Consider the following 20,878-nt stretch of genomic DNA (forward strand, 5'->3'; position numbering starts at 1 on the left):
TGAATGAGGCCGGTAGGCACTCTAGAAGTGAGGCGCGGAAAGGTTGCATTCAAACCCCGTCTGTCCCAGCATCCGCTGCATGGCCGCTCCTGACGATTCATCCGCCCATCCAGCCGCGGGCATGCCCGATGACATGCAAACCATCGCCGTGGCGAAGCCGGTGGCGGCTGTGCCTTCCGAAGTGGCGGTGATGGGGGCCAATCCCGACTCGCCTGTGCCCTTTGTCTTTGGCAAACGCATCGCCAAGGGCGGCATGGGCGCGATTTTGGAAGGTGAGGACTGCAAACTCGGCCGCACCATTGCGGTCAAGGTCATGCTTGATGCCAACGCCAGCGATGACCAGGCGCGACGCTTCGTGCAGGAGGCCGCCGTGCTCGGAAAGCTGGCGCATCCGAACATCGTGCCGGTTTACGACCTCGGACGCGACAGCGAGGGCGCGCTCTACTACACGATGAAGCTGGTGAAGGGCCGCACGTTGCAGCACATCATCGACGATCTGCGCAAGGAGAAGAAGGACGCGCTGGAGCACTACACGCTGGACCGACTGCTGACGATCTTCCGCAAAGTGTGCGACGCCCTGGCCTTTGCGCATGCCAGCAACATCATCCATCGCGATCTCAAGCCGGAGAACGTCATGGTCGGCGAGTTTGGCGAGGTCTTGGTGATGGACTGGGGCATCGCGAAAGTTCTGAATGAGCTCGGCATTGAAGGGAGCGCGGACACTCCTGGCCGCTCTGTTCCGGATCCAATCGGCGGACAAGAGTGTCCGCGCTCCTCTACCGACTCCTTCACCGCCACCATGGACGGCGCGGTGATGGGCACGCCGAACTACATGTCACCCGAGCAGGCGATGGGAAAGGTGAACGAACTCGACGAGCGCTCGGACATCTTTTCCCTCGGCGGCATCCTGTATTGCATCCTCACGCTTCGCCCGCCGGTGGAGGGCAAGGACGTGTGGGAGGTGCTGGAGAAGGTGCAGATGGCGAACATCACTGCGCCGACGGTGTTTGGTGCCACGACGACGGGAAAAGGCACCGCGAGGGCCAAAGGCAGCGTGCTTGAAGCCAAGAAAATCACTCCTCTGCCGCACATGCCGGGCGGTCGTGTGCCGAATGCGCTCTCCGCGGTGGCGATGAAGGCGCTCACGCTCGACAAGATGAAGCGCTATCAGCACGTCGCGGCCTTCAGCGCGGACATTGAGAAGTATCAGGGCGGTTTTGCGACGAGCGCGGAGAACGCCGGAGTCATGAAGCAACTCGCGCTGCTCATCCAACGCAACAAGGGCATCTTCACCACAGCAGCGGCGGCGTGGCTGCTACTCACAGGGCTCGGCGTGTGGTTCGTTTTCAATCTGCAGGCCAAAGAGCAGCGGGCGACGCAGGCCGAAGCCGTCGCCGTTCAAAGAGAGGCAGAAACCAGCAAAGCGCTGGCGCGCTCGCAGACCTCGCTTGCCGAGGCGGCGTATCAGGAGTTCGACAGCCTCGCGATGCTCACGGCGCTCGGCAGCGTGCCGGAGGATTTGCGCGACACCGACTGGCGCTACCTGCGCGCACGGGCGGAGAATTCACAGACCGCCCTCACCTTTCCGAACGACAATTGGTTCATCGGCGTTGCCGCGCACCCGAAGATGCCGGGAGTCTTCGCCGGGGCGCTGAAGGGTAACACGTTCGTATTCGTGGATGCGCTCAGCGGCCAGCGTGTGTTTGAGTTTCCAGGCACGGAGCGGCAGCGCAGCGGGTCTTGGTGCCGCTCCCTGGATTTCTCACCGGACGGCACCCGCATCATCGCGGGCAAGCTCAGTACAGGTGGCATCGCGATCTACGAAACGGCCACCGGCAAGGCACTCGTCGAGTGGGATGCGAGAGACGTCGAGTGGGTGCGCTTCAGTCCCGATGGCATGAAGACACTTGACGTCAATTCCGTAGGTGAACTGGTTGTCCACGACGCAACGAACGGAAAAACCCTCTGGACTGTGAAAGCCGCCACGCGCGCGGTGTTCTCACCAAGCGGCGACGTTATTGTCCCGTCTGGTCGCAACATCCGCGTCCATGACGGCATCACCGGCGCACTCATCAGGACGCTGCCAGACCTGCGGGTAGGTGGCCATTTCCCCGCGCTTTCGCCGGATGGCTCGGTGCTTTACCTCGGCTGCGGCGATGGAGTCGTGCGCGGGCAGAGGCTCTCCGATGGCGCGATCATTTTCGAGCAGCGCCTCACCGAAAGCCTCCAGCAGGTGCGCGTGGCAATTAGTGCGGATGGCCGACGACTGGTCGGCACGGTGCAACTGCCCGGCCGGCGCCGACTGGCCCGCGTGTGGGACACGGCCACCAGCATCACACTCCAGACACTTATGGGCGGCAATGGTGGGATCGAAGGCCTGGCGATACACCCACTCACTGACGAGGCCATCATCAGTGGTCCAGACACGCGCACATGGGCTTTGGCCACGCGGTCGATGGAGTCGAAGACCACTGCCAGCTGGTATGCATCGGTATTCTGGGGCGCGGAGGATGTCTTCATCGCCTCGGAAAAGCCAGCGAGGTTCGGTGACGATGGCCACTGGAACGACCTGCCCCTGTTGATGCCCGAGGAATGCCGCGGAGCGTTCATGGCGGCCGCCGCAGGGGAGGTCGCCGTGTTCGGCAAACACGCCAACGCTGGATTAAACTTGGCGATTTTCCGGAAAGCCGCGGATGGCTACGCACTGCAACAAACGGTGCTGACGAAGGCGGGCGTCGTGCAGTTGCGCCTCAGTGCAGACGGCAGCCGCCTTGCTTATTTCGATCAAAACAAGACTGCGGAAGTCTTCGACACCACCACGGGCCGGCGGCTCAGCCAGTGTGACGGGAATTTGGTCACGACTTTCCGAGACCTCGGTTGGATCGGTGCTGATCGGATCCTCGGCATCTGGACACGAGGCAGCCGCGGCGCAGCCTCGGCGGAGGAACACATCTCCGTGTGGGATGCCGCGACCGGGCGGGTCCTGCGCGATGTGCGCAACCCATTCAGCGCGGACAGGCTCGCCGTGTCGCCGGACGGGCGCACCTTTGCCGAAGGGGGCGAGAATAAGCGGGTGCGCATCCGCAGCGCGGAGACGCTCGAAGTGTTGCGCGAATTCCGCGCGCACGACGCCACCATCACCTCGCTTGCCTTCCACCCTACCGAGCCCGTGCTCGCCACCGGCTCGGTGGATCTGACCGTGCGGCTGTGGAGCCTGGCCGACAACAGCCTCATCGAGGAGATGCGTCCCTCGCCAACCGATTCGCTAAAGCTCAGCTTCAGCCCGCGCGGCACGCGCCTCGCCAGCACCGATCGGAACGGCGGCGTCTCTATCTTCAACCTCACGGAACCGCCGCTCGGGAAATTCACACGCCGCAGTTCAACGAGTATGAGCGTGACGGTAGCCAGCCCCGCAGCGAAAAAGGCACCCCCGCCAACGCCCAAGCCAGCTCTGCCGAAGGATGCCGATGGATGGGAAGACCACCTCGCGTCGCTCACACCTGCCGGGGTGGAAACAACCGGTCAGGGGTGGAGCCTGAAAGACGGCGAGCTGATCAGCCCGGCTGTGCAACGCGCAGTGCTGCCCCTCATCGGCGACTTCTCCGGCACCAGCTACACGGTGCGACTGCGACTGCGGCAGGGTAATGCGAAAAATGTTTTTCACGTTGTGCTCCCCATCGCAGACCGGATGTGCGGGTTCGAGATGGATCGCCGTGGCTCCGTCGGCGTCTATACCGGCCTCACCATGGTAAACGGCAAGTTTGGCAAGGACCTGCCGGGAGCCGTCGAGGGAAAACAGGTGAACGACACCGAGGCGCACGACTTGGAAGTGACCGTGCGCCTCGATGGTTCGAGCGCGACCGTCACCGCCATGCTTGATGCGCGTCCGCTCTACCAATGGACCGGCCTCACCAGCGCTCTTAGCCAGTATCCGAGTTGGGCCACCACGAAGCCCGGCATGATCGGCCTAGGCACCCTGGCCGCCGAGTGGGTCGTCTCCGCTGTGAAGGTGAAGCGGCTGGAGAAGTAGGGGCGCGGAGCGGTTGCATTCTCTCTCAACATGTCCCAACATACGCATGCCAGTGCCTGATGATCCGCACGCCGCCGCTGCTGCCGAGATCCTGAGTGATCTCTTGGCGTCAGAGAAGCTGCCTATTTGCCCTCCAAGAGCGGCTGCAAGAGGGGACCGTCCATGTTTTCCACCTTCAAGCCGAGCAAGGCGGCAAGCGTCGGTGCCACGGAGGTGTTGCTGACCGTGCCGCATGTAGCACCTGCCTGGATGCCCACGCCCCAGGCGACGAAGGCCGCGTGCATGTCTGGATGTGCGGCGTCCGATCCGTGTGAGCCCTTGGTCACCTCATCCAACGGCGTCACGACCACATCGCCCACCGGTGAGTCCACGAAATTGAAACCGCTGGCCGCAGACAGCACGAGGTCGGCCATCTGCGGGTTCTTCGCTGGATCAGGCAGCCCATGGGCGGCGAAGTCGCCCGGTGTGATCACGGCTCCCACACCTTCCAGTTGGCGGAACTGCTCGGCGAGCTTCACGACCTGGGCCGCACGGCCTTCCTCCCGCAGCACATAGACAAAACAGGCGCCTCCCTGCGCCAAAGCGCGGACACTGCCGCCCGTGATGCGCGTCCCCAGCGCGGTGAGCAATCCTTCCTGCCGCAGCAGCACATTCGGCTGAATGCGCCGGCGATAGGAGATGAAGCCATGATCAGACACCACCACCAGCGTCGCGCGACCGCCATGCGTGCGCTGCAGTTCCTGCCAGAGCTCGCCCACGCATGCGTCCTGATTTTTCAAAGCGGCATAGGCCTGCGGTGAGCGGGGACCAAACCGATGTTGCGCGTGATCGAGCTCCACGAAATGCATGAGCAGCAGATGCGGGCGATGAACGCCCAGCAGGTGCTTCCCCATCTGCGCAAACATGCGGTCCCGCTCGGCGATGCGCTCAGTGTTCCACCACTCCTCCTGCATGCCCCAGGGGATGCCTTTCGCCGTAAACTCCTCCAGCAGCGAGGGTGTGGCGAACTGCTTCACCAGCGCCAGCGTGCCCACATCCGGGATGGTCCAATCCAGCGTGCGCGCCCCGCGAGTCGCCGGCCAGATCAGCGCGGCCGTCTTCAATCCCGCCTGCTTCGCGAGGTCGTAGATCGTCGGCACCTTCACGATCTCGTCCTTGTTGAAGAGGGGATCGACCACCAGCGGCACGATCTCATTCTTCGTGCGATCCAGCACGCTGTTGCCAAGCACCCCGTGCTTTCCGGGATGCACGCCCGTGACCAGCGTGGTGTGGTTGGGCCAGGTGACCGTGGGCATCGAGGCGATCATGCCCTGAGCACGCGACCCCTCGGCGACCAGGCGGCGCAGCATCGGTATCTCCGCCACGGGATCGTCGAGGTAGAAGTTTGCCAGGCCATCCACGCTCACCATCAAGACGATGCGGTCAGCCGTTTCCGCATCCACGCGGGGGGCACCAAGCAGCATGAGGAGAGCAAGCGGGAGAATGGAAACACGGAACATCCCTGCGCTGTAGCCTGCCTGCTCCGCGTTTCAAGCAATGCCGCAGGGTCTGAGGTGAAGCACGCCTTTAACGCCGAACGTGCAGGAATAGATTCACGCCCTCAGGCTCCCATTGCACGTCGATGGAATCCGCCGCCGCGCCCGCTTCGAGCGCCAGTTCGCGCAGGTGATCACGCGTGCGATGCTGCAGCACCCAGTCGCCCAGCAGCTCCATATAATCGCGGCTGGGATTGAAGTCGGAAAAATTGCCCACCACCACTTCCCCGCCCCGTTTCGTCACGGCCATGAGCGCCTTCAGCAGATACACGAAGGTGCGGTCCGTGAGGTAATCGAACAGCCCCGCCGACCAGACGAGTTCGTAGCCCTTCGCGGGCAGGAAACGCAGCACATTGCGATGATAAAACTCCATCCGGCTCGCAAACGGCGCGCAGAGCCTTTTCGCACGCTCGACCGCATGAATTTCCGCGTCCACGCAGTCGAACAGCACCTCGCGCTCAGGGTTGTCCAGCACCCACTCGCGCACATCCCGTGCCGGACCGCTGGCGACGTTCAACACCTGTAGCGGTGCCTTGGCACGGCCCGCCGTGTGCGAGTTCAGCAGTTGATGGAAGTAGGCCTTGCGATTGCGCACCGCGTTCGGCGCCGCCTGCGAGTGGAAATACAGATCCCAGCGGCGCAGGTGCGGCTCCTGGGCCGTTTGCAGCGTGTAGATCGCTTCAATCATCTCAAAGTCGCCGCTGTAGCCAAATTTTTTTCCCAGCGCCCGCGCCTGCATCGTCCCTTCGAGATGCCTGTGGGTGATGTCCTGCGCGTAGGCCAGCACATCATCGCGAGCGATCACCTTCGCGCGCACCGCATCACCAAGCTGCCGCAGCGTGCGATTCATGAGCGCGTACTCGTTCGGCATCGGCCCGCCATTGGCGATGAGTTCGCGCAGCAGGTCGTCCAACTGCGTCAATGGCGCGACTCCGACCCGGCGGTCGTACATTCGTTCCTGGAGGACAAGGGGCGGCATGCGGAGAGTGCGAAAAGGCGTAACTTACTGATAATAAGCCTTTCTTAACCAATCGGGAAGCAAAAAGTTCGCCAGTGGCCGCGAATGCCCCCGCGCGATCAAATCGAGATGGTTCGTAAAATTGTCCTGTCTCGTGGAGATAACTCTTCGATCACCCATGTCGCCCGCCGAAACCGAACGCCATCACCGCTTCCTGCGCAGCTTCACCGCGCATGAGCCGGCCGTCCGCGCCCATGTGCGGCGGCTGGTGCCCGCGCGGGCGGACGCGGATGATGTGATGCAGGAGATCAGCGTGGTGCTGTGGGAGAAGTTTGATTCGTTCCGCGATGGCGCAGACTTCAAAGCCTGGGCCTTCGGCGTGGCTCGTTTTGAAGTGCTGGCGTGGCTGCGGGATCGCGGACGTGACCGCTTGGTGCTTGATGAAGAGGTCATCACCAAGATCGCTGAAGAAACCACTGCTGATGAGCCGCGCCTGGAGCAGCAGCGCGAGGCTTTGGAGCATTGCATGAAAAAAGTGCCCGGTGATCAGCGCGAGCTGCTGATGCAGGCGTATCAGGCCGAGTCGCGCATCCATGAAGTGGCGCAGGGCAGCGGGCGCACGGTCGCGGGTTTTTATCAATGGCTGCACCGCATGAGAAAGCTGCTGCTGGAGTGCATCCGCCGCGCTTTGACCCAGGAGGTGGCGTCATGAGCACGCAACTGATCGAAGCCTACCTCGACGGCTCCATCACCGCGCCGGAGATGCAGCAGCTCAATGCGCTGCTGCTGGCAGATGCCGATGCGCGGCGCGAGTATGCCGAAATCCTGAACGTGGACTCCGCACTTGCCGCGATGGCCGCTGGCTGGACGAAAAATGAAGCGCCGGTAATCCGCCAAACCAAGTGGCGCCCGGCCTCACCTCGCTGGATCGCCGCAGCGGCCAGTGTGGCGCTGCTGTTGGGCGGTTGGTGGTGGCAGGACTCGCGTCGCGCCTTTGCCACCGTGGAAAAAGCCGCCGGGGTCGTCGAAATGGCCGATGGATCGGCTTTGCGCGGCGAATCGCACGAGATCAAAGGAGGTTCCGTGGCTCTCGTCACCGCACGCGGCGCACGCATCGTCATCGAAGCTCCAGCGGCATTCCACTTCGAATCCGCTCAGCGTCTGCACATGAAGCGCGGACGTCTCGCCGCCGATGTGCCTCCTGCGGCGAAAGGTTTTACGGTCATCACACCCACGGGCGATGCCGTGGACCTCGGCACGCGTTTCGGCGTCGATGTTCCCTCCAGCGGCGCTGCTGAAGTTCATGTATTTCAGGGCGAAGTCATCGCCAAAGCCTCCGGCGCACAGTCGAAGCAAAGCCTGCGCACTGGCGATGCCGTGACTTTTGATCAAGGCACCAGCACCTCACGCGAACTGCGCTCTTCCGCCTTCATCCAGCCGGATGAGATGCCTGGCCTCACCGCCGGTCTCGCCGCTGGGCAACGTGGGCAGTCGGATGCAGCACTGGCGAAATTGAAGAGCGATCCCGCGCTCATCGCGCTGCTCGATTTCGAGTCCGCTGTTGAATTGCCGGGCGTTTACCACCGCGTCCAAGGCCGCTGGCCCGGCTCTCACGCGCCGGAGTTCGTGCATGTCGGTGATCATTTAAAACTCGATGTCGGCGGCGACCGTGCCTGGCCCCAGCTTACGCTCGCCGCCTGGGTTCGGCTGGACCGCCTGGGCGCGCCCTACCAGTCGCTGCTGCACACCGATGGCTGGGATTCCAGCAATCTAGGCCAGGCTCACTGGATGGTCACACACCATGCCACCATGCGCCTCGCGCTCCGTGCCAACACCCTCGCCCCAGGATCCGGCCAGCAGTATGAGGCGGACTCACTCACGCCCGTGCTCCCCGAGCAAGGCCGCTGGGTCCACCTCGCCTCCGTGTATGATTCTCAGGCCAGAACTGTGCGCTTTTACCTCAACGGCAGGTTCGACAAGGAAGTCCGCTTTGAAGTCGCGCATCCGGCAAGGCTCGGACCCGCGCAAATCGGCAACTGGAACCGCAACGACCGCAAACTCAGCGGCCGCGTGGATGAACTGCTCCTCCTCGGCCGCGCCATGAGCGATGATGAAATTCGCGCCCTCCACGCCGCCGGCAATCCTTACCGCTGATCACGATTCATGAGGTTCCTCTGCTTCCTTCTCACCTCCTCCGCCATCGCCGCGCCCATCGACTTTGTGCGTGATGTGCGACCCATCTTCCAAAAGCACTGCTACGAGTGCCACGGCGAGAAAAAACAGAAGTCCGGTCTCCGCCTCGACATCAAATCCGAAGCCTTCAAAGGCGGTGACAAGCACGCGCCGGACATCATCGCCAGCAAAGCCAAAGACAGCCCGCTCATTCACTTCGTCACCACCGATGACGAGGACGAACTCATGCCTCCGAAGGGCAAACTGGCTGCCGTCGAGGTCGAAACACTCACACGATGGGTCAACGAAGGCGCCGTGTGGCCCGATGGCGTCGATCTCGCGAAACTCGAAGACCGCCGAGATCACTGGAGCTTCAAGCCGCTGAGAAGCGAAGGGCAAAGAGCGAAGGGTGGAGAGATTGATGCGTTCATTGATTCGAAACTCAAAGAGAATGGCCTCCACCGCTCCCGTGACGCCGATCCTGTTACTTGGCTGCGCCGCGTCACTTTCGACCTCATTGGACTACCACCCACACCCGAGGAAGTCGCCGAGTTTTTGAAGAACAAAGACCACGCTGCTGTCGTCGAGCGCCTGCTGGCATCACCGCGCTACGGCGAACGCTGGGCGCAGCACTGGCTGGATGTCGTCCGCTACGCAGACACGCATGGCTTTGAGGTGAACACCGAGCGCCCGAATGCCTGGCCCTACCGCGACTACGTCATCCGCGCCTTCAACAACGACACGCCCTATGATCGCTTCATCAAAGAGCAGCTCGTCGGCGATGCGATGGGCCAGGACGCCGCTACAGGTTTCCTCGTCACCGCCTCCGTGTTGCTGCCAGGTCAGATCGGCAAAGATGAGCCGTCGAAGCGTCTCGCACGGCAGGATTCCATCGACGAGATCGTCGTGAACATCGGCCAGACCTTCCTCGGCCTCAGCATCGGCTGCGCGCGCTGCCACGATCACAAATTCGATCCCATCTCTGCCAAAGACTACTACGCGATGCAGGCCTTCGTCGCCGGAGTCGAGTACGGTGATCGTGATCTGCGCACTCCGGAGGCCGAGGCCGCACGCGCAGAAGCCAAACGTCTCCAGCCACGCCTCGCCGAGATCGACAAAGAACTCGCCCGCTTCGTTCCCTTGGTGAAATCCGGTGCCGAGCGCCCCATGATCAACGCGCGTGAAAACGCGGATCGTTTTGCGTCGATAAAGGCCAAACGTGTGCGCTTCACCATCAAGACCACGAACAACCTGGAGCCCTGCATCGACGAACTCGAAGTCTTCAACACCGGCGGTGAGAACGTCGCGCTCGCCACCGCAGGCACGCAGCGCAAATCTGGTGGCGACATCGGCGTGGCCGAACGCCACGAACTGCGATTCATCAACGACGGTCGTTACGGCAACGGGCGCAGTTGGATGGCCGCCGAAAAAGGCAAAGGCTGGGTCGAACTGGAGTTCAATCAGGAGCAAACCATCGAGCGCGTCGTCTGGGGCCGTGATCGCGAAGGCAAATTCACTGACCGTCTCGCCATCGACTACCAAATCGAAATCGGCGACAGCGCAGGCCAGTGGCACACCGTCGCCGATGCAAGTGACCGGCAAAAATTTGACCCGAAGAACAAAAAGCTCGCGAAGCCTAACCTCACCGGCCTCAGCCCCGACGAGACCAAACGCGCGAAGCCACTCATCCAGGAAAAAGCCGACATCGAAGCCAAGATCAGAGCCGCTGAGAACGCGCAAAAAGTCTTCGCCGGCACCTTCCGCACGCCCGATGACATTCACTTGCTCAATCGCGGCGATCCCGAGCAACCGAAGGAGCCTGTCACACCCGCCGTGCTTACCGCGCTCGGTGATTTGAAACTGCCCAAGGAATCTGCCGAGCAACAACGTCGCCAAGCTCTCGCCGAGTGGATTGCGAGTCCGCAAAACCCGCTCACCGCCCGCGTGATGGTGAACCGCATCTGGCAGGGCCACTTCGGCACCGGCCTTGTGCCCACGCCCAGCGATTTCGGTCATTTGGGTATGAAGCCCAGCCATCCTGAGCTGCTCGACTGGCTCGCCGCCGAATTCATCCGCAGTGGTTGGAGCGTGAAGAGGATGCATCGGTTAATCGTGATGAGCGCCGTTTACCGTCAGTCGTCCGACATGTCAGATTCGTCTGACGCCGCTGCAAAAGACGCCGACGTCCGCCTCCTCTGGCGCTTCCCCTCCCGCCGTCTCGAAGCCGAATCCATCCGCGACTCGATGCTCGTCGTCAGCGGCCAGCTCAATCTCAACATGCATGGCCGCGGCTTCAATCTCTTCGATCAACGCGGTGGCCTCAGCGGCTTCGACCCCATCGAAACCTTCACGCCCGACAACCAGCGCCGCATGATCTACGCCCACAAAGTCCGCCGCGAGCCTGAAACCGTCTTCGGTGCCTTCGACTGTCCTGACGCCGGTCAAAGCACCGCCATCCGCCGCGCCAGCACGACGCCGATTCAAGCCCTCAACCTCTTCAACAGCCTCTTCACCCTGGCACAGGCCGATGCCTTCGCATCACGCGTAAAAAAGGAAGTTGGAGGCGACATTGCCAAACAAATCGCGCATGCTTACCAACTCGCCCTCAGCCGCGAACCCACACGCGAAGAACTCGACGAAACCCAGCCCATCGTACGCCAGCACGGCATCGCCACGCTTTGCCGTGCGCTGTTCAATTCCAACGAGTTTCTTTTTGTGCCGTAGTTGCATCCGTCATTGGCCGGACCGCATGAGTGGAGATAGGGTGAGTCTTCATGGAAATCGACTCATTGGAACCGCCCTACCTGCACGGTGGCCCGCTTGGCAGCGCTCGATTCAAAGCGCAGCCGGAAGACTTCGTCGTGGAGGAGTTGCTGGGCTTTGAGCCTTCGGGCGTGGGCGAGCATTGCTTGGTGTGGGTAGAAAAACGGGATCTGGATAGCAACACGGCCGGTGGGCGACTGGCAGATGCGCTCGGATTGCGACGACGCTTGGTGAGTCACTGTGGCCTGAAGGATCGGCATGCGGTGACGCGTCAGTGGTTCAGCCTGCACATGCCGGGGCAGCCTTCGCCGGAACCAGCGGCGCTGGAATCGGAAGGTCTGCGTGTGCTGCGTATCACGCGAAACACGCGAAAGCTGCGACGCGGCATCCATTTTGGCAATCGCTTCACCATCCGGCTGCGTGAGCCTGACTTTGATGCGGCGGCTAGGTGGGAGCAGATTGTGAGTGTCGGCGTGCCGAATGTGTTTGGCAGCCAGCGCTTCGGGAATGAAGGCCGCAATATGGAGAAGGCGCTGGCGATGTTTCGCGGTGAATTCACTCCGGGGGACCGCCTGCTGCGCGGGTTGCTGCTTTCCGCCGTGCGCAGCCATCTTTTCAATGCCGTGGTGGCGGAGCGCATGGCGCGCGGCCTTTGGGACAAGGCGCTGCCGGGCGAGGTGTTTGGCTTTCCTGACAACGGCACGCTGCTTCTTATCGAAAATCAGCGGGGCGACGAGATGCAGCGCTTCGCCGATGGAAAGGTGGAGATCACCGCGCCACTCTGGGGTTGCGGAGAGGTGCACAGCGCGGGCGAGGTCCGTGAGCTGGAGCTGGAGGTGATGGCTCGTTTTCCCGAACTCACCGCCGGGCTCGAAGCCGCCGGGCTGCGCCAGGAACGGCGGGTGATGCGGCTGCGCCCGATCAATCCGGAGTTCGTGATTTTGGAAGGTGGCGATCTGCAAATGAGGTTCGATCTGCCGCGCGGAACCTATGCCACCGCCGTGCTGCGGGAGCTGGCGGTGCTGGACGAAGAAACTTCGTAAAATGCGCCCGCCGCGTGGAGATTACATGACGACGCTTCCATGACCCCGCTCAACGAACATCTCTCCACGGCTGGCCGCCACTTGCTCGACCGGCGTGGCTTCCTCACGCAGAGCGCCACGGCGCTCGGATCCATCGCGCTGACGAGGCTGCTGGCGGCGGACGGCATGCTCATCGACCCCGCGCGACCTTATGCACCGAGACAGCCGCATTTTCCGGCGAAGGCGAAAAACGTCGTCGTCATCTTCTGCGCCGGTGCCGTGAGCCAGCTTGAGACGTGGGATTACAAACCCGAACTCATCAAATGGGACGACAAACCTTTGCCCGGCGGCCCGGCGGTGACCTTTCAAGGCCCTGCGGGCAATCTCGCACGACCGCAGTATGCCTTCCGACCTCGTGGCCAAACTGGCAAGTGGGTGAGCGACATGATTCCGCATCTCGCGGAGCTGACGGATGACCTCGCATTTGTGCATTCGCTCACGAGCAAATCAAACACGCATGGCCCGGCGGAAAATTTCCTCTCCACCGGCTCCGTGCTTGATGGATTCCCAAGTCTCGGTGCCTGGACGACGTATGCGCTCGGCAGCGAGAACCAAGATCTACCCTCCTACGTCGCCATTCCCGATCCGCGTGGCGTGCCGCAGAATGGCGCGAACAATTGGGGGCCAGGTTTCCTGCCCGCCGCCTTCCAAGGCACAACAATGAGTTCCAAGAACCCAGTGAGGCATCTTTCCGCGCCCGGAGTCTCCGCCAGCGCCGACCAAGCCGCACGCTCGCTATTGCAAAAGATGAACGCGCGACATCTGGAGGCGAATCCGGGTGATGGAAAGCTCGCCGCACGCATTGCCAGTTACGAACTCGCTGCGCGCATGCAGCTCAGCGTTCCGGAGATCAACGACCTCAGCACCGAGCCCGCTCACATCTTGAAACTGTATGGTGCTGACGACACGCAAAACGCCGACAAGGCAGCCTTCGCTAAGAACTGCATCCTCGCTCGACGCCTCATCGAGCGAGGCGTGCGCTGCGTGCAGCTTTTCAATGGCGCGTATGCCAGCGGCGGCAAGCTCAACTGGGACGGCCACAGCGACCTCAAAGCGCAGTATGACGTTCATGCTTCGATCCTCGACCAACCCGCAGCCGCGCTGATCCGCGACCTCAAACAACGCGGACTGCTTCAAGACACGCTCGTTGTCTGGTGTACCGAGTTCGGCCGCATGCCTTTCTTCCAAAAAGGAGCCAAAGGCCGCGATCACAACCCCGACGGCTTCACCTGCTGGATGACCGGCGCTGGCGTGAAGCCCGGTGTCAGCCACGGCGAATGCGACGAACTCGGCCAGAAAGCCGTGAAGGACATCCATCCGCTCTACGACTTCAACGCCACCATCCTCCACCTGCTCGGCCTCGACCACGAACGCCTCACCTTCGAGCACAACGGCTTCCAGCGCCGCCTCACAAATGTGGAAGGCCATGTGATCAAGCAGATGCTGGTGTGATCGCTGCGCAGAATGACGAAGAAGCTCCATCTCTGGCTCGTCGCCCTGCTTTCACTCGTATCAGCGTCGAGTGGTCATGATCTCGCGAAGTTGGAGCGCTCGTTCTGGCTGAATGCATCGCTGGCGGCGCCCAAGCTTGGCTACTGGGGCACCAGCTTCGCGCCGCCGGAAGCACCGACATCTGCCGAGATCACCAACGCCGCGCGGATGCTCATTCAGCAGGCGAATCCGAACCAGCTTTACCTCATTCATCATGACGAACTGCCCGTTGCCGAGACGAAACGCATCTTCCGTGACTGGCGCAAAGCCTGCCCCGCTTCGGTGGAGATCGTTCCCGCGCTGGTACTCAAGATGTATGACAAGGCCACGACGCCCGTCTTCACTGCGGCGGAGCTTGAGGAACTGCTCACGTTTTTTAAAGCGGAGATCCATGCCGAACGCATCGCCATCTATGACGTGCTGCCCAAGCGTGATCAGGGCGACGCCTTGGCCGCGATGGCGAAGCAGTTTCCGAAAGGCATGATCCGCGTCGGTTTGCAGCCGGACGAGCCGCTCGATGCGCCGTTCACCGCCGCTGTCGAGGACACCTGGAGCGGCTTTTGCCATGGTTTGACGAACAAGGACTGGCAGGATCGTGGCTTTGGCCGCGATACCTTGCGGAAGTGGATTTCACTGCGCAACGAGCAGACCAAACCCATCGTCTATGACCTCATCGTCGTTGCCTGGGACTATGCGAACACGAAGCGCGGTGAATACCCCGGCTACGACGACGCGCACAAGAACATGCCGCTCCCCGCAGGCCGGAACCGCCTCGCCGTCGATGAAATCCTCGCCAATGCCAGGCCGGATGTTCTCGCCGGATTCAGTGCTGACCTGCTCATCATCGAGCTGAACTCCGAAACGCCGCAGCACGATGACAACGTCTCGTTTTACAAGACGCTCAAGGCCGGTCGGAACTATGAGGGCTACTATGCAAAGCCGTGGCAGGAAATGTGTGAAATTTTTCACTCACTGGGCCAGGTCCGGAGACCAGCGACAGAGTGAAGTGGGCGCAATGAAACGGCATTTGCCGCGTTCACATGTCAGATATGATCCGCAAGCATGTTCTGATTTCATTCCTGCTCGTTTCCTCAGCCCATGCGGAGGATGCGGAGGCCCTGTTCGTGCGCCGCGTGTGGCCTTTGTTTCAGGAGAAATGCCTCGCCTGCCACGGGAACGACGAAAAGAAGATCAAAGGCGGCTACGACATGCGCACGCTCGAAAGCGCGATCAAAGGCGGTGAGAGTGAAACGAAAGCTCTCGTGCCCGGCAAGCCCGAGAAAAGCCCGCTCTACCTCGCCTCCACGCGCACTCACGATGACTGGGAGCCCATGCCGCCGAAGGAAGCCGACAAACTCAAGCCCGAGCAGATCGTCTGGATCAAAGACTGGATAACCGCCGGTGCAGCATGGCCGGATGAGGCGAAGCGAAGCGCCATCGCCAAAGCCAGCGCGGAGAAGTGGAGTGCTGAGGATGGAATCACCGTGAAAGTAACGGGCGCGCTGTCGCCGGAGTGGGCGAACAGGCGCTACAAGTCGGAGGCGCTATGGGGGTATCAACCCGTGCGGAAACCAGTGCTCAGTGCCCAGGCCTCAGTGCAACCGGTGGATGCGCTGTTGGCGGTCAAAGATCCTGCGCCAGCGGCAGACGCGCGCACTTTCATTCGGAGGGCCACGTTCGATCTTCTTGGCCTGCCACCGACTCCGGAGGAGGTGGTAGAATTTGTGGATGAGATGGATAGGACGAATGGGAGTGATGCAACCTATGCGAAGCTGATTGAGCGTCTCTTGGAAAGCCCCCACTACGGCGAGCGCATGGCCCGCCACTGGCTGGATGTCGTACGCTACGCGGACAGCAGCGGCTTTGCGAACGACTACGAGCGCGGCAATGCCTGGCGCTACCGCGATTACGTCGTGCGCAGCTTCAATGCGGACAAACCGTATGATCAGTTCATCAAGGAGCAGATCGCCGGTGACGAGTTGAAGCCCAATGAACCCGAAATGCTCATGGCGGTGGGTTTCCTCCGCATGGGGCCTTGGGAACTCACGGGCATGGAGGTGGCGAAGGTCGCGCGGCAGCGGTTTCTCGATGATGTGACAAATTCTGTCGGCGAAACCTTCCTGGCGCACTCGCTGCAATGCGCGCGCTGCCATGATCACAAGTTCGATCCGGTGCCGACGCACGATTATTACGCCATGCAGGCATGCTTCAGCACCACTCAGCTCGCCGAGCGGCCCGCGCCGTTTTTGAAGGAGGAGAACACCACCGGCTTCGACGAGAGAAAACATCTCGAAACCCGCCGCGCCGAGCACATGGCCGTCTTGGAGCGGCTCGATGCCAAACTGCTCGCCAATGCGCAGAAGTGGTTCGCTGACAAAAAGCTCGATCCCACCAAGTGGAACGCTGCCGTGGCCCAAGCGCAAAAAGGCGGTGGCAAGAAAGCCAAACGGGCCTTCTCTGATGTGTTTGGCGGTGCGCGTCAGATCCTGACCAAACAAGACGTGGCCGAGGACCAGTATCCGCCGAAACTCGTCGGCTTTGAGCCCGAGGACTTCGGCAACGAACGCGTGGCCCGCAAAGGGCTGGAGCGGCTGCGCTGGGAGATGGAGCGCTACGAGCCTTTTGCCTTCAGCGTGTACAATGGCCGCACGCCTGAACTCAAATCGGTGAACCAGCCCATGCGCATGCCGCAGAACCGCATGACCGAAGGCGAGCTCGAACAAACTGCCATTCTCGGAGGTGGTGATCCATTCTCGCCGACGAAGGCCGTCAAACCCGGTGTGCTGTCCGTGCTCGGCAGCATCGAGTTCCCCGAGGCCGTCGAAGGTCGTCGAACCTCGCTCGCCAAGTGGATCGCCAGCAAAGACAACCCGCTCACCACACGCACCATCGTGAACCGCCTCTGGCTCTGGCACTTCGGTCAGGCCATCGCGGGCAATCCAAACAACTTCGGCAGCACCGGTAAGAAGCCCACGCATCCCGATTTGCTCGACTGGCTGGCTGCAACGCTCGTGGAGAAGAAATGGAGCCTCAAGGAGATGCATCGCGTGATCATGATGAGCGAGGCTTATCGTAGGACGAGTTTTCCAACTCGTTCCGGGGAAAACGAGTTGGAAAACTTGTCCTACGCCACCTTCAAGCCCCGCCGCTTGATGGCGGAAGAGATGCGCGATGCGATGCTGAGCATCACAGGCGAGTTGAATCCGACGCTCGGCGGCATTCCGAATCGACCGCAGATCAACATCGAGGTGGCGATGCAACCGCGTCAGGTCATGGGCACATTTGCGTCCGCGTGGGTGCCGAACGCGCTGCCGCAGCAGCGTCATCGCCGCAGCTTGTATGCGCTGAAGATTCGCGGCCTGCGCGATCCGTTCATGGAGGTATTCAACGAGCCTGCGCCGGATTTTTCGTGTGAGGCGCGTGAAGTCTCAACGGTGACGCCGCAGGTCTTCAGTCTCTTCAACGGTCAGGGCAGTTATGATCGCGCCCTGGCGCTGGCGAATCGTGTTTTGAAGGAACAACCGAACGATGTCATCACCCGCGTGTTTAAACTCACCTATGGGCGAAAGCCTTCGGCGGATGAAAAAGCGGCCTGTGAGGCCCATTGGAGGCAAATGGAGGTCAAGCAGGCCAAACTGACCTTCACCACGTCCGAACCTCCCCTCACCGTGAAACGTGACGCCGTGGAAGAGAACACGGGCGAGAAGTTTTCGTTCCAGGAGAAGCTTCCCGGATACACCGAGTTTGTTCCCGATCTCCAACCTGCGGATGTCGATGCACGAACTCGTGCCCTGGCGGATGTGTGCCTCGTGCTGCTGAACTCGAACGAATTTTCTTATCTCTACTGAGCCATGAACACTTCCTTCTTCCCTTGTGCCGGTTCGCGGGCTTTTCATGCGCCGACACGGCGTGAGTTTGTGTATGGGCTGGGCCCTTCGCTCGGCAGTGTGGCTTTGACTTCACTGTTGGCGGCGGAAGCGAAGGGACCGCTGGCACCGAAGCCTCAGCAGATTCCGGCGAAGGCGAAGAACTGCATTTTCCTCATGATGGAGGGCGGTCCGAGCCACATCGACTGCTTTGATCCTAAACCGATGCTGGAGAAGCTGCATCTGAAGGAGTTCACGCGTGAAGGGAAGATGAAGTCGGCGATGGAGAGCGGAAAGCGCTACTATGTGAAGTCGCCGTTCAAGTTTGCTCAACACGGGCAAAGCGGCGCGTGGATGAGCGAGCCCTGGCAGCATTTGAGCAAAGTGGCAGACGAGTTGTGCTTTTATCGCGGCTGCCAGGTCGATTCGGTGAATCATCCGACGGCGATGTATCAGATGAACTGCGGCAATCGCTTCGGCGGTGATCCGGCGATTGGCTCGTGGGTGAATTACGGGCTTGGCTCGGTGAATCAAGACCTGCCCGGCTTCATCGTGCTGCCGGAGATCAGCTATCCACAGGGCGGCAGCGCAAACTGGGGGAATGGCTACCTGCCCGCTCAGTTTCAAGGCACGGCGCTTCGCGCCAAAGGCTCACCGATTCTCGATCTGCGACCGCCACAGGCCATCACGCCGGAGCATCAGCGGGCGAATCTGGACCTGCTGGGCAAACTGAACGCCAAACATGCCGAGGATCACCCTTGGCATGACGAATTGAAGGCACGCATGAACAACTACGAACTGGCTTTCCGCATGCAGATGCAGGTGCCTGAGGTGATTGATCTCGAAAAGGAGGACGCGAAGACGAAGGAGCAATATGGCATCGGAACAGACGCCACGGATGCCTTTGGACGGAAGTGTTTGCTGGCAAGGAAGCTCGTCGAGAAAGGTGTGCGCTTCGTGCAGCTCTACGCGGGCACTTGGGACAGCCACGACTACATCGAGCGTGCCCACGGCAATCTCATCCGCCAGGTGGACCAGCCCATCGCGGCGTTGATCGCGGATTTGAAGCAACGTGGGCTGCTGGAGGATACGCTGATCGTCTGGTGCGGTGAGTTTGGCCGCACGCCGGACAATGGCGTGCGTGGCGGTACGGCGTATGGACGCGATCACAACCCGAAGGCGATGACGATCTGGTTCGCTGGTGGCGGCGTGAAGGCGGGGCATACTATCGGTTCCACCGATGATCGCGGCATGGAGGCCATTGAGGAGGTCCACCATGTGCGTGATGTGCATGTGACGCTGCTGCGACTGCTCGGCCTGGATGACAACAAGCTGACCTTTTACCACGGCGGGCGCTTCAAACAGCTCTCGCAAATCGGCGGGCAGGTGATCGAGAAGCTGATCGCGTAAAAAATGAGCGACAGCGGTGGTCTGGCACGTTCATGGTCTGTCATGATGAAGAAATTTGCCGTTGTATTGTGCCTGGGAGCGCTCGCCGGAGGCGCCTGGATGGCTTTGAAGCCGAAACAGGGTGGCAGCGTGCCTCTCACAGTGTTTTGCGCCGCAGGACTGAAGAAGCCGGTGGAGGAGATCGCGCTGGCGTATCAGAAAGAGACCGGGACGGAGGTAAGGTTGCAATATGGCGGCACGGGAACGCTGCTGAGCCAGATCAGGATCGCGAAGCAGGGTGATCTGTTCATCGCCGCTGATGACGGGGCGCTGGCGGATGCGAAGAAGCTGGGCGTGACACGCGAGGAGTTTCAGCTCGCGAAGCAAAAGCCCGTGCTGGCAGTGGCGAAGGGCAATCCCAAGAAAATTGACAGCCTTGCATCGCTGAAAGCGGATGGCATCAAACTGGCGCTGCCGAATCCTGAATCAGCCAGCATCGGACGGGTGACGAAAAAACTGCTCGGAGCCGAATGGGACGCGCTGGCGGCCAAGGCAGCGGTCATGAAGCCGACGGTGACGGAGATCGCGGCGGATTTGTCTCTGGGAGCGGTGGATGCGGCGATTGTGTGGGATTCGACAGTGCCTCAGTTTGCAGGTCTGGAGGCAGTGCTACTAGCCGAGCTGGCAAAACACGAAGAGTTTGCCACCGCAGCGGTGCTGGATGCGTGCGGACAACCATCGGAGGCGATGCGTTTTGCGCGTTATCTGTCAGCTCCTGAAAAAGGTGCCAAGGTCTTTGAGAAGCATGGCTTCAAGGCAGTGCCGGGCGATCAATGGGCTTTGCGGCCTGATTTGATTCTCTACAGCGGCGGCGTAAACCGCCCGGCGATCGAGAAGGTGCTGCAAAAATTTGCCAGCCGGGAGGGTATCAGCGTGACAACGACCTACAACGGCTGCGGCATCCTGTGCGCGGCGATGAAGACGATGGGCGACAGCAGCAACCCGAAGTTCCCAGATGTGTATTATGCGTGCGACGTGTGCTTCGTGCCGCCAGTGGCTGAGCACTTCCCAGAGGCGGTGATGCTGACGGAGGCGGAGATCGTGATCGCCGTGCCGAAGGGCAACCCGCAGGGCATCCGCACGCTGGCAGATCTGGCACGACCCGGGCTGCGCGTGGGTTTGTGCAATGCTGAGCAGTCCACGCTGGGCTTTCTGACGAGCTCGATACTGAAGTCGATGAACCTGTGGGAAAGTGTGAGCAAGAACGCGTCATCACAAGTGCCGACGGGCGACTTCTTGGTGAACCAGATGCGCACGGGATCGCTCGACGCGGCGGTGGTTTACCGAATCAACATCCAGTCTGCCCCAGAGCATTTTGAAGCCGTGCCGCTGCCCGCCGACAAATCGAAGGCCGTGCAACCCTTTGCGGTGCGGCATGATTCGCCGAACAAACGAATGGGACATCGCCTGCTGGCCTTCCTGCGCGAAAACCGGGCCAGCTTTGAGGAAGCAGGCTTCGCATGGAAGGGCGACACCATGCCGGTGAAAAGCGCGGAGATCGTGCTGCCAGACTGGCTGAAGCAGAAATAGCG

Annotated in this window: 12 protein-coding genes; 10 read left to right on the plus strand and 2 right to left on the minus strand. The window is 61.3% G+C overall.

Features of this window, described 5'->3' with window-relative positions:
* The first annotated feature begins 79 nt into the window (after positions 1–79).
* Positions 80–4,030 (plus strand): WD40 repeat domain-containing serine/threonine protein kinase, encoded by a 3,951-nt coding sequence (locus ACILSI_RS16245; RefSeq protein WP_395722947.1) that lies wholly within the window; start codon positions 80–82, stop codon positions 4,028–4,030.
* Between the two features lie 122 nt (positions 4,031–4,152).
* On the opposite strand, the gene ACILSI_RS16250 is transcribed toward ACILSI_RS16245, so the two are convergent.
* Positions 4,153–5,529, minus strand: coding sequence for an alkaline phosphatase family protein (locus ACILSI_RS16250; RefSeq protein ID WP_395722948.1), 1,377 nt, complete (start codon positions 5,527–5,529; stop codon positions 4,153–4,155).
* Between the two features lie 67 nt (positions 5,530–5,596).
* Complete coding sequence (locus ACILSI_RS16255; protein WP_395722949.1) at positions 5,597–6,544, minus strand: class I SAM-dependent methyltransferase; 948 nt, start codon at positions 6,542–6,544, stop codon at positions 5,597–5,599.
* A gap of 157 nt (positions 6,545–6,701) precedes the next feature.
* Between ACILSI_RS16255 and ACILSI_RS16260 the strand changes: the two genes are divergently transcribed.
* From ACILSI_RS16260 to modA, 9 genes are read left to right on the plus strand one after another with little or no spacing between them, the layout of a single operon-like run.
* Positions 6,702–7,235 carry a sigma-70 family RNA polymerase sigma factor gene (locus ACILSI_RS16260; protein WP_395722950.1) on the plus strand — a complete coding sequence of 178 codons (534 nt, stop codon included), beginning with the start codon at positions 6,702–6,704 and terminating at the stop codon, positions 7,233–7,235.
* Complete coding sequence (locus ACILSI_RS16265) at positions 7,232–8,677, plus strand: LamG-like jellyroll fold domain-containing protein (RefSeq protein WP_395722951.1); 1,446 nt, start codon at positions 7,232–7,234, stop codon at positions 8,675–8,677. Before ACILSI_RS16260 ends, ACILSI_RS16265 begins: the two co-directional genes overlap by 4 nt.
* 9 nt (positions 8,678–8,686) lie before the next feature.
* Positions 8,687–11,419 (plus strand): PSD1 and planctomycete cytochrome C domain-containing protein, encoded by a 2,733-nt coding sequence (locus ACILSI_RS16270; protein ID WP_395722952.1) that lies wholly within the window; start codon positions 8,687–8,689, stop codon positions 11,417–11,419.
* A gap of 50 nt (positions 11,420–11,469) precedes the next feature.
* Positions 11,470–12,501 (plus strand): tRNA pseudouridine(13) synthase TruD, encoded by a 1,032-nt coding sequence (gene truD, locus ACILSI_RS16275; RefSeq protein WP_395722953.1) that lies wholly within the window; start codon positions 11,470–11,472, stop codon positions 12,499–12,501.
* A 39-nt stretch (positions 12,502–12,540) separates the two neighbouring features.
* Entirely contained in the window at positions 12,541–13,992 is a 1,452-nt protein-coding gene (locus tag ACILSI_RS16280; protein WP_395722954.1) for a DUF1501 domain-containing protein, read from the plus strand.
* A 12-nt stretch (positions 13,993–14,004) separates the two neighbouring features.
* Positions 14,005–15,036, plus strand: coding sequence for a hypothetical protein (locus ACILSI_RS16285; protein ID WP_395722955.1), 1,032 nt, complete (start codon positions 14,005–14,007; stop codon positions 15,034–15,036).
* A gap of 44 nt (positions 15,037–15,080) precedes the next feature.
* The gene (locus tag ACILSI_RS16290) at positions 15,081–17,879 is read left to right on the plus strand and encodes a PSD1 and planctomycete cytochrome C domain-containing protein (protein ID WP_395722956.1); all 2,799 of its coding nucleotides are present in this window, start codon (positions 15,081–15,083) and stop codon (positions 17,877–17,879) included.
* A gap of 3 nt (positions 17,880–17,882) precedes the next feature.
* Positions 17,883–19,307 carry a DUF1501 domain-containing protein gene (locus ACILSI_RS16295; RefSeq protein WP_395722957.1) on the plus strand — a complete coding sequence of 475 codons (1,425 nt, stop codon included), beginning with the start codon at positions 17,883–17,885 and terminating at the stop codon, positions 19,305–19,307.
* Positions 19,308–19,349: 42 nt separating this feature from the next.
* Positions 19,350–20,876, plus strand: a complete 1,527-nt coding sequence (gene modA, locus ACILSI_RS16300) for a molybdate ABC transporter substrate-binding protein (protein WP_395722958.1) — start codon at positions 19,350–19,352, stop codon at positions 20,874–20,876.
* Positions 20,877–20,878: the final 2 nt, after the last annotated feature.

Source organism: Prosthecobacter sp. (assembly GCF_044232965.1).
Lineage (GTDB): Bacteria > Verrucomicrobiota > Verrucomicrobiia > Verrucomicrobiales > Verrucomicrobiaceae > Prosthecobacter.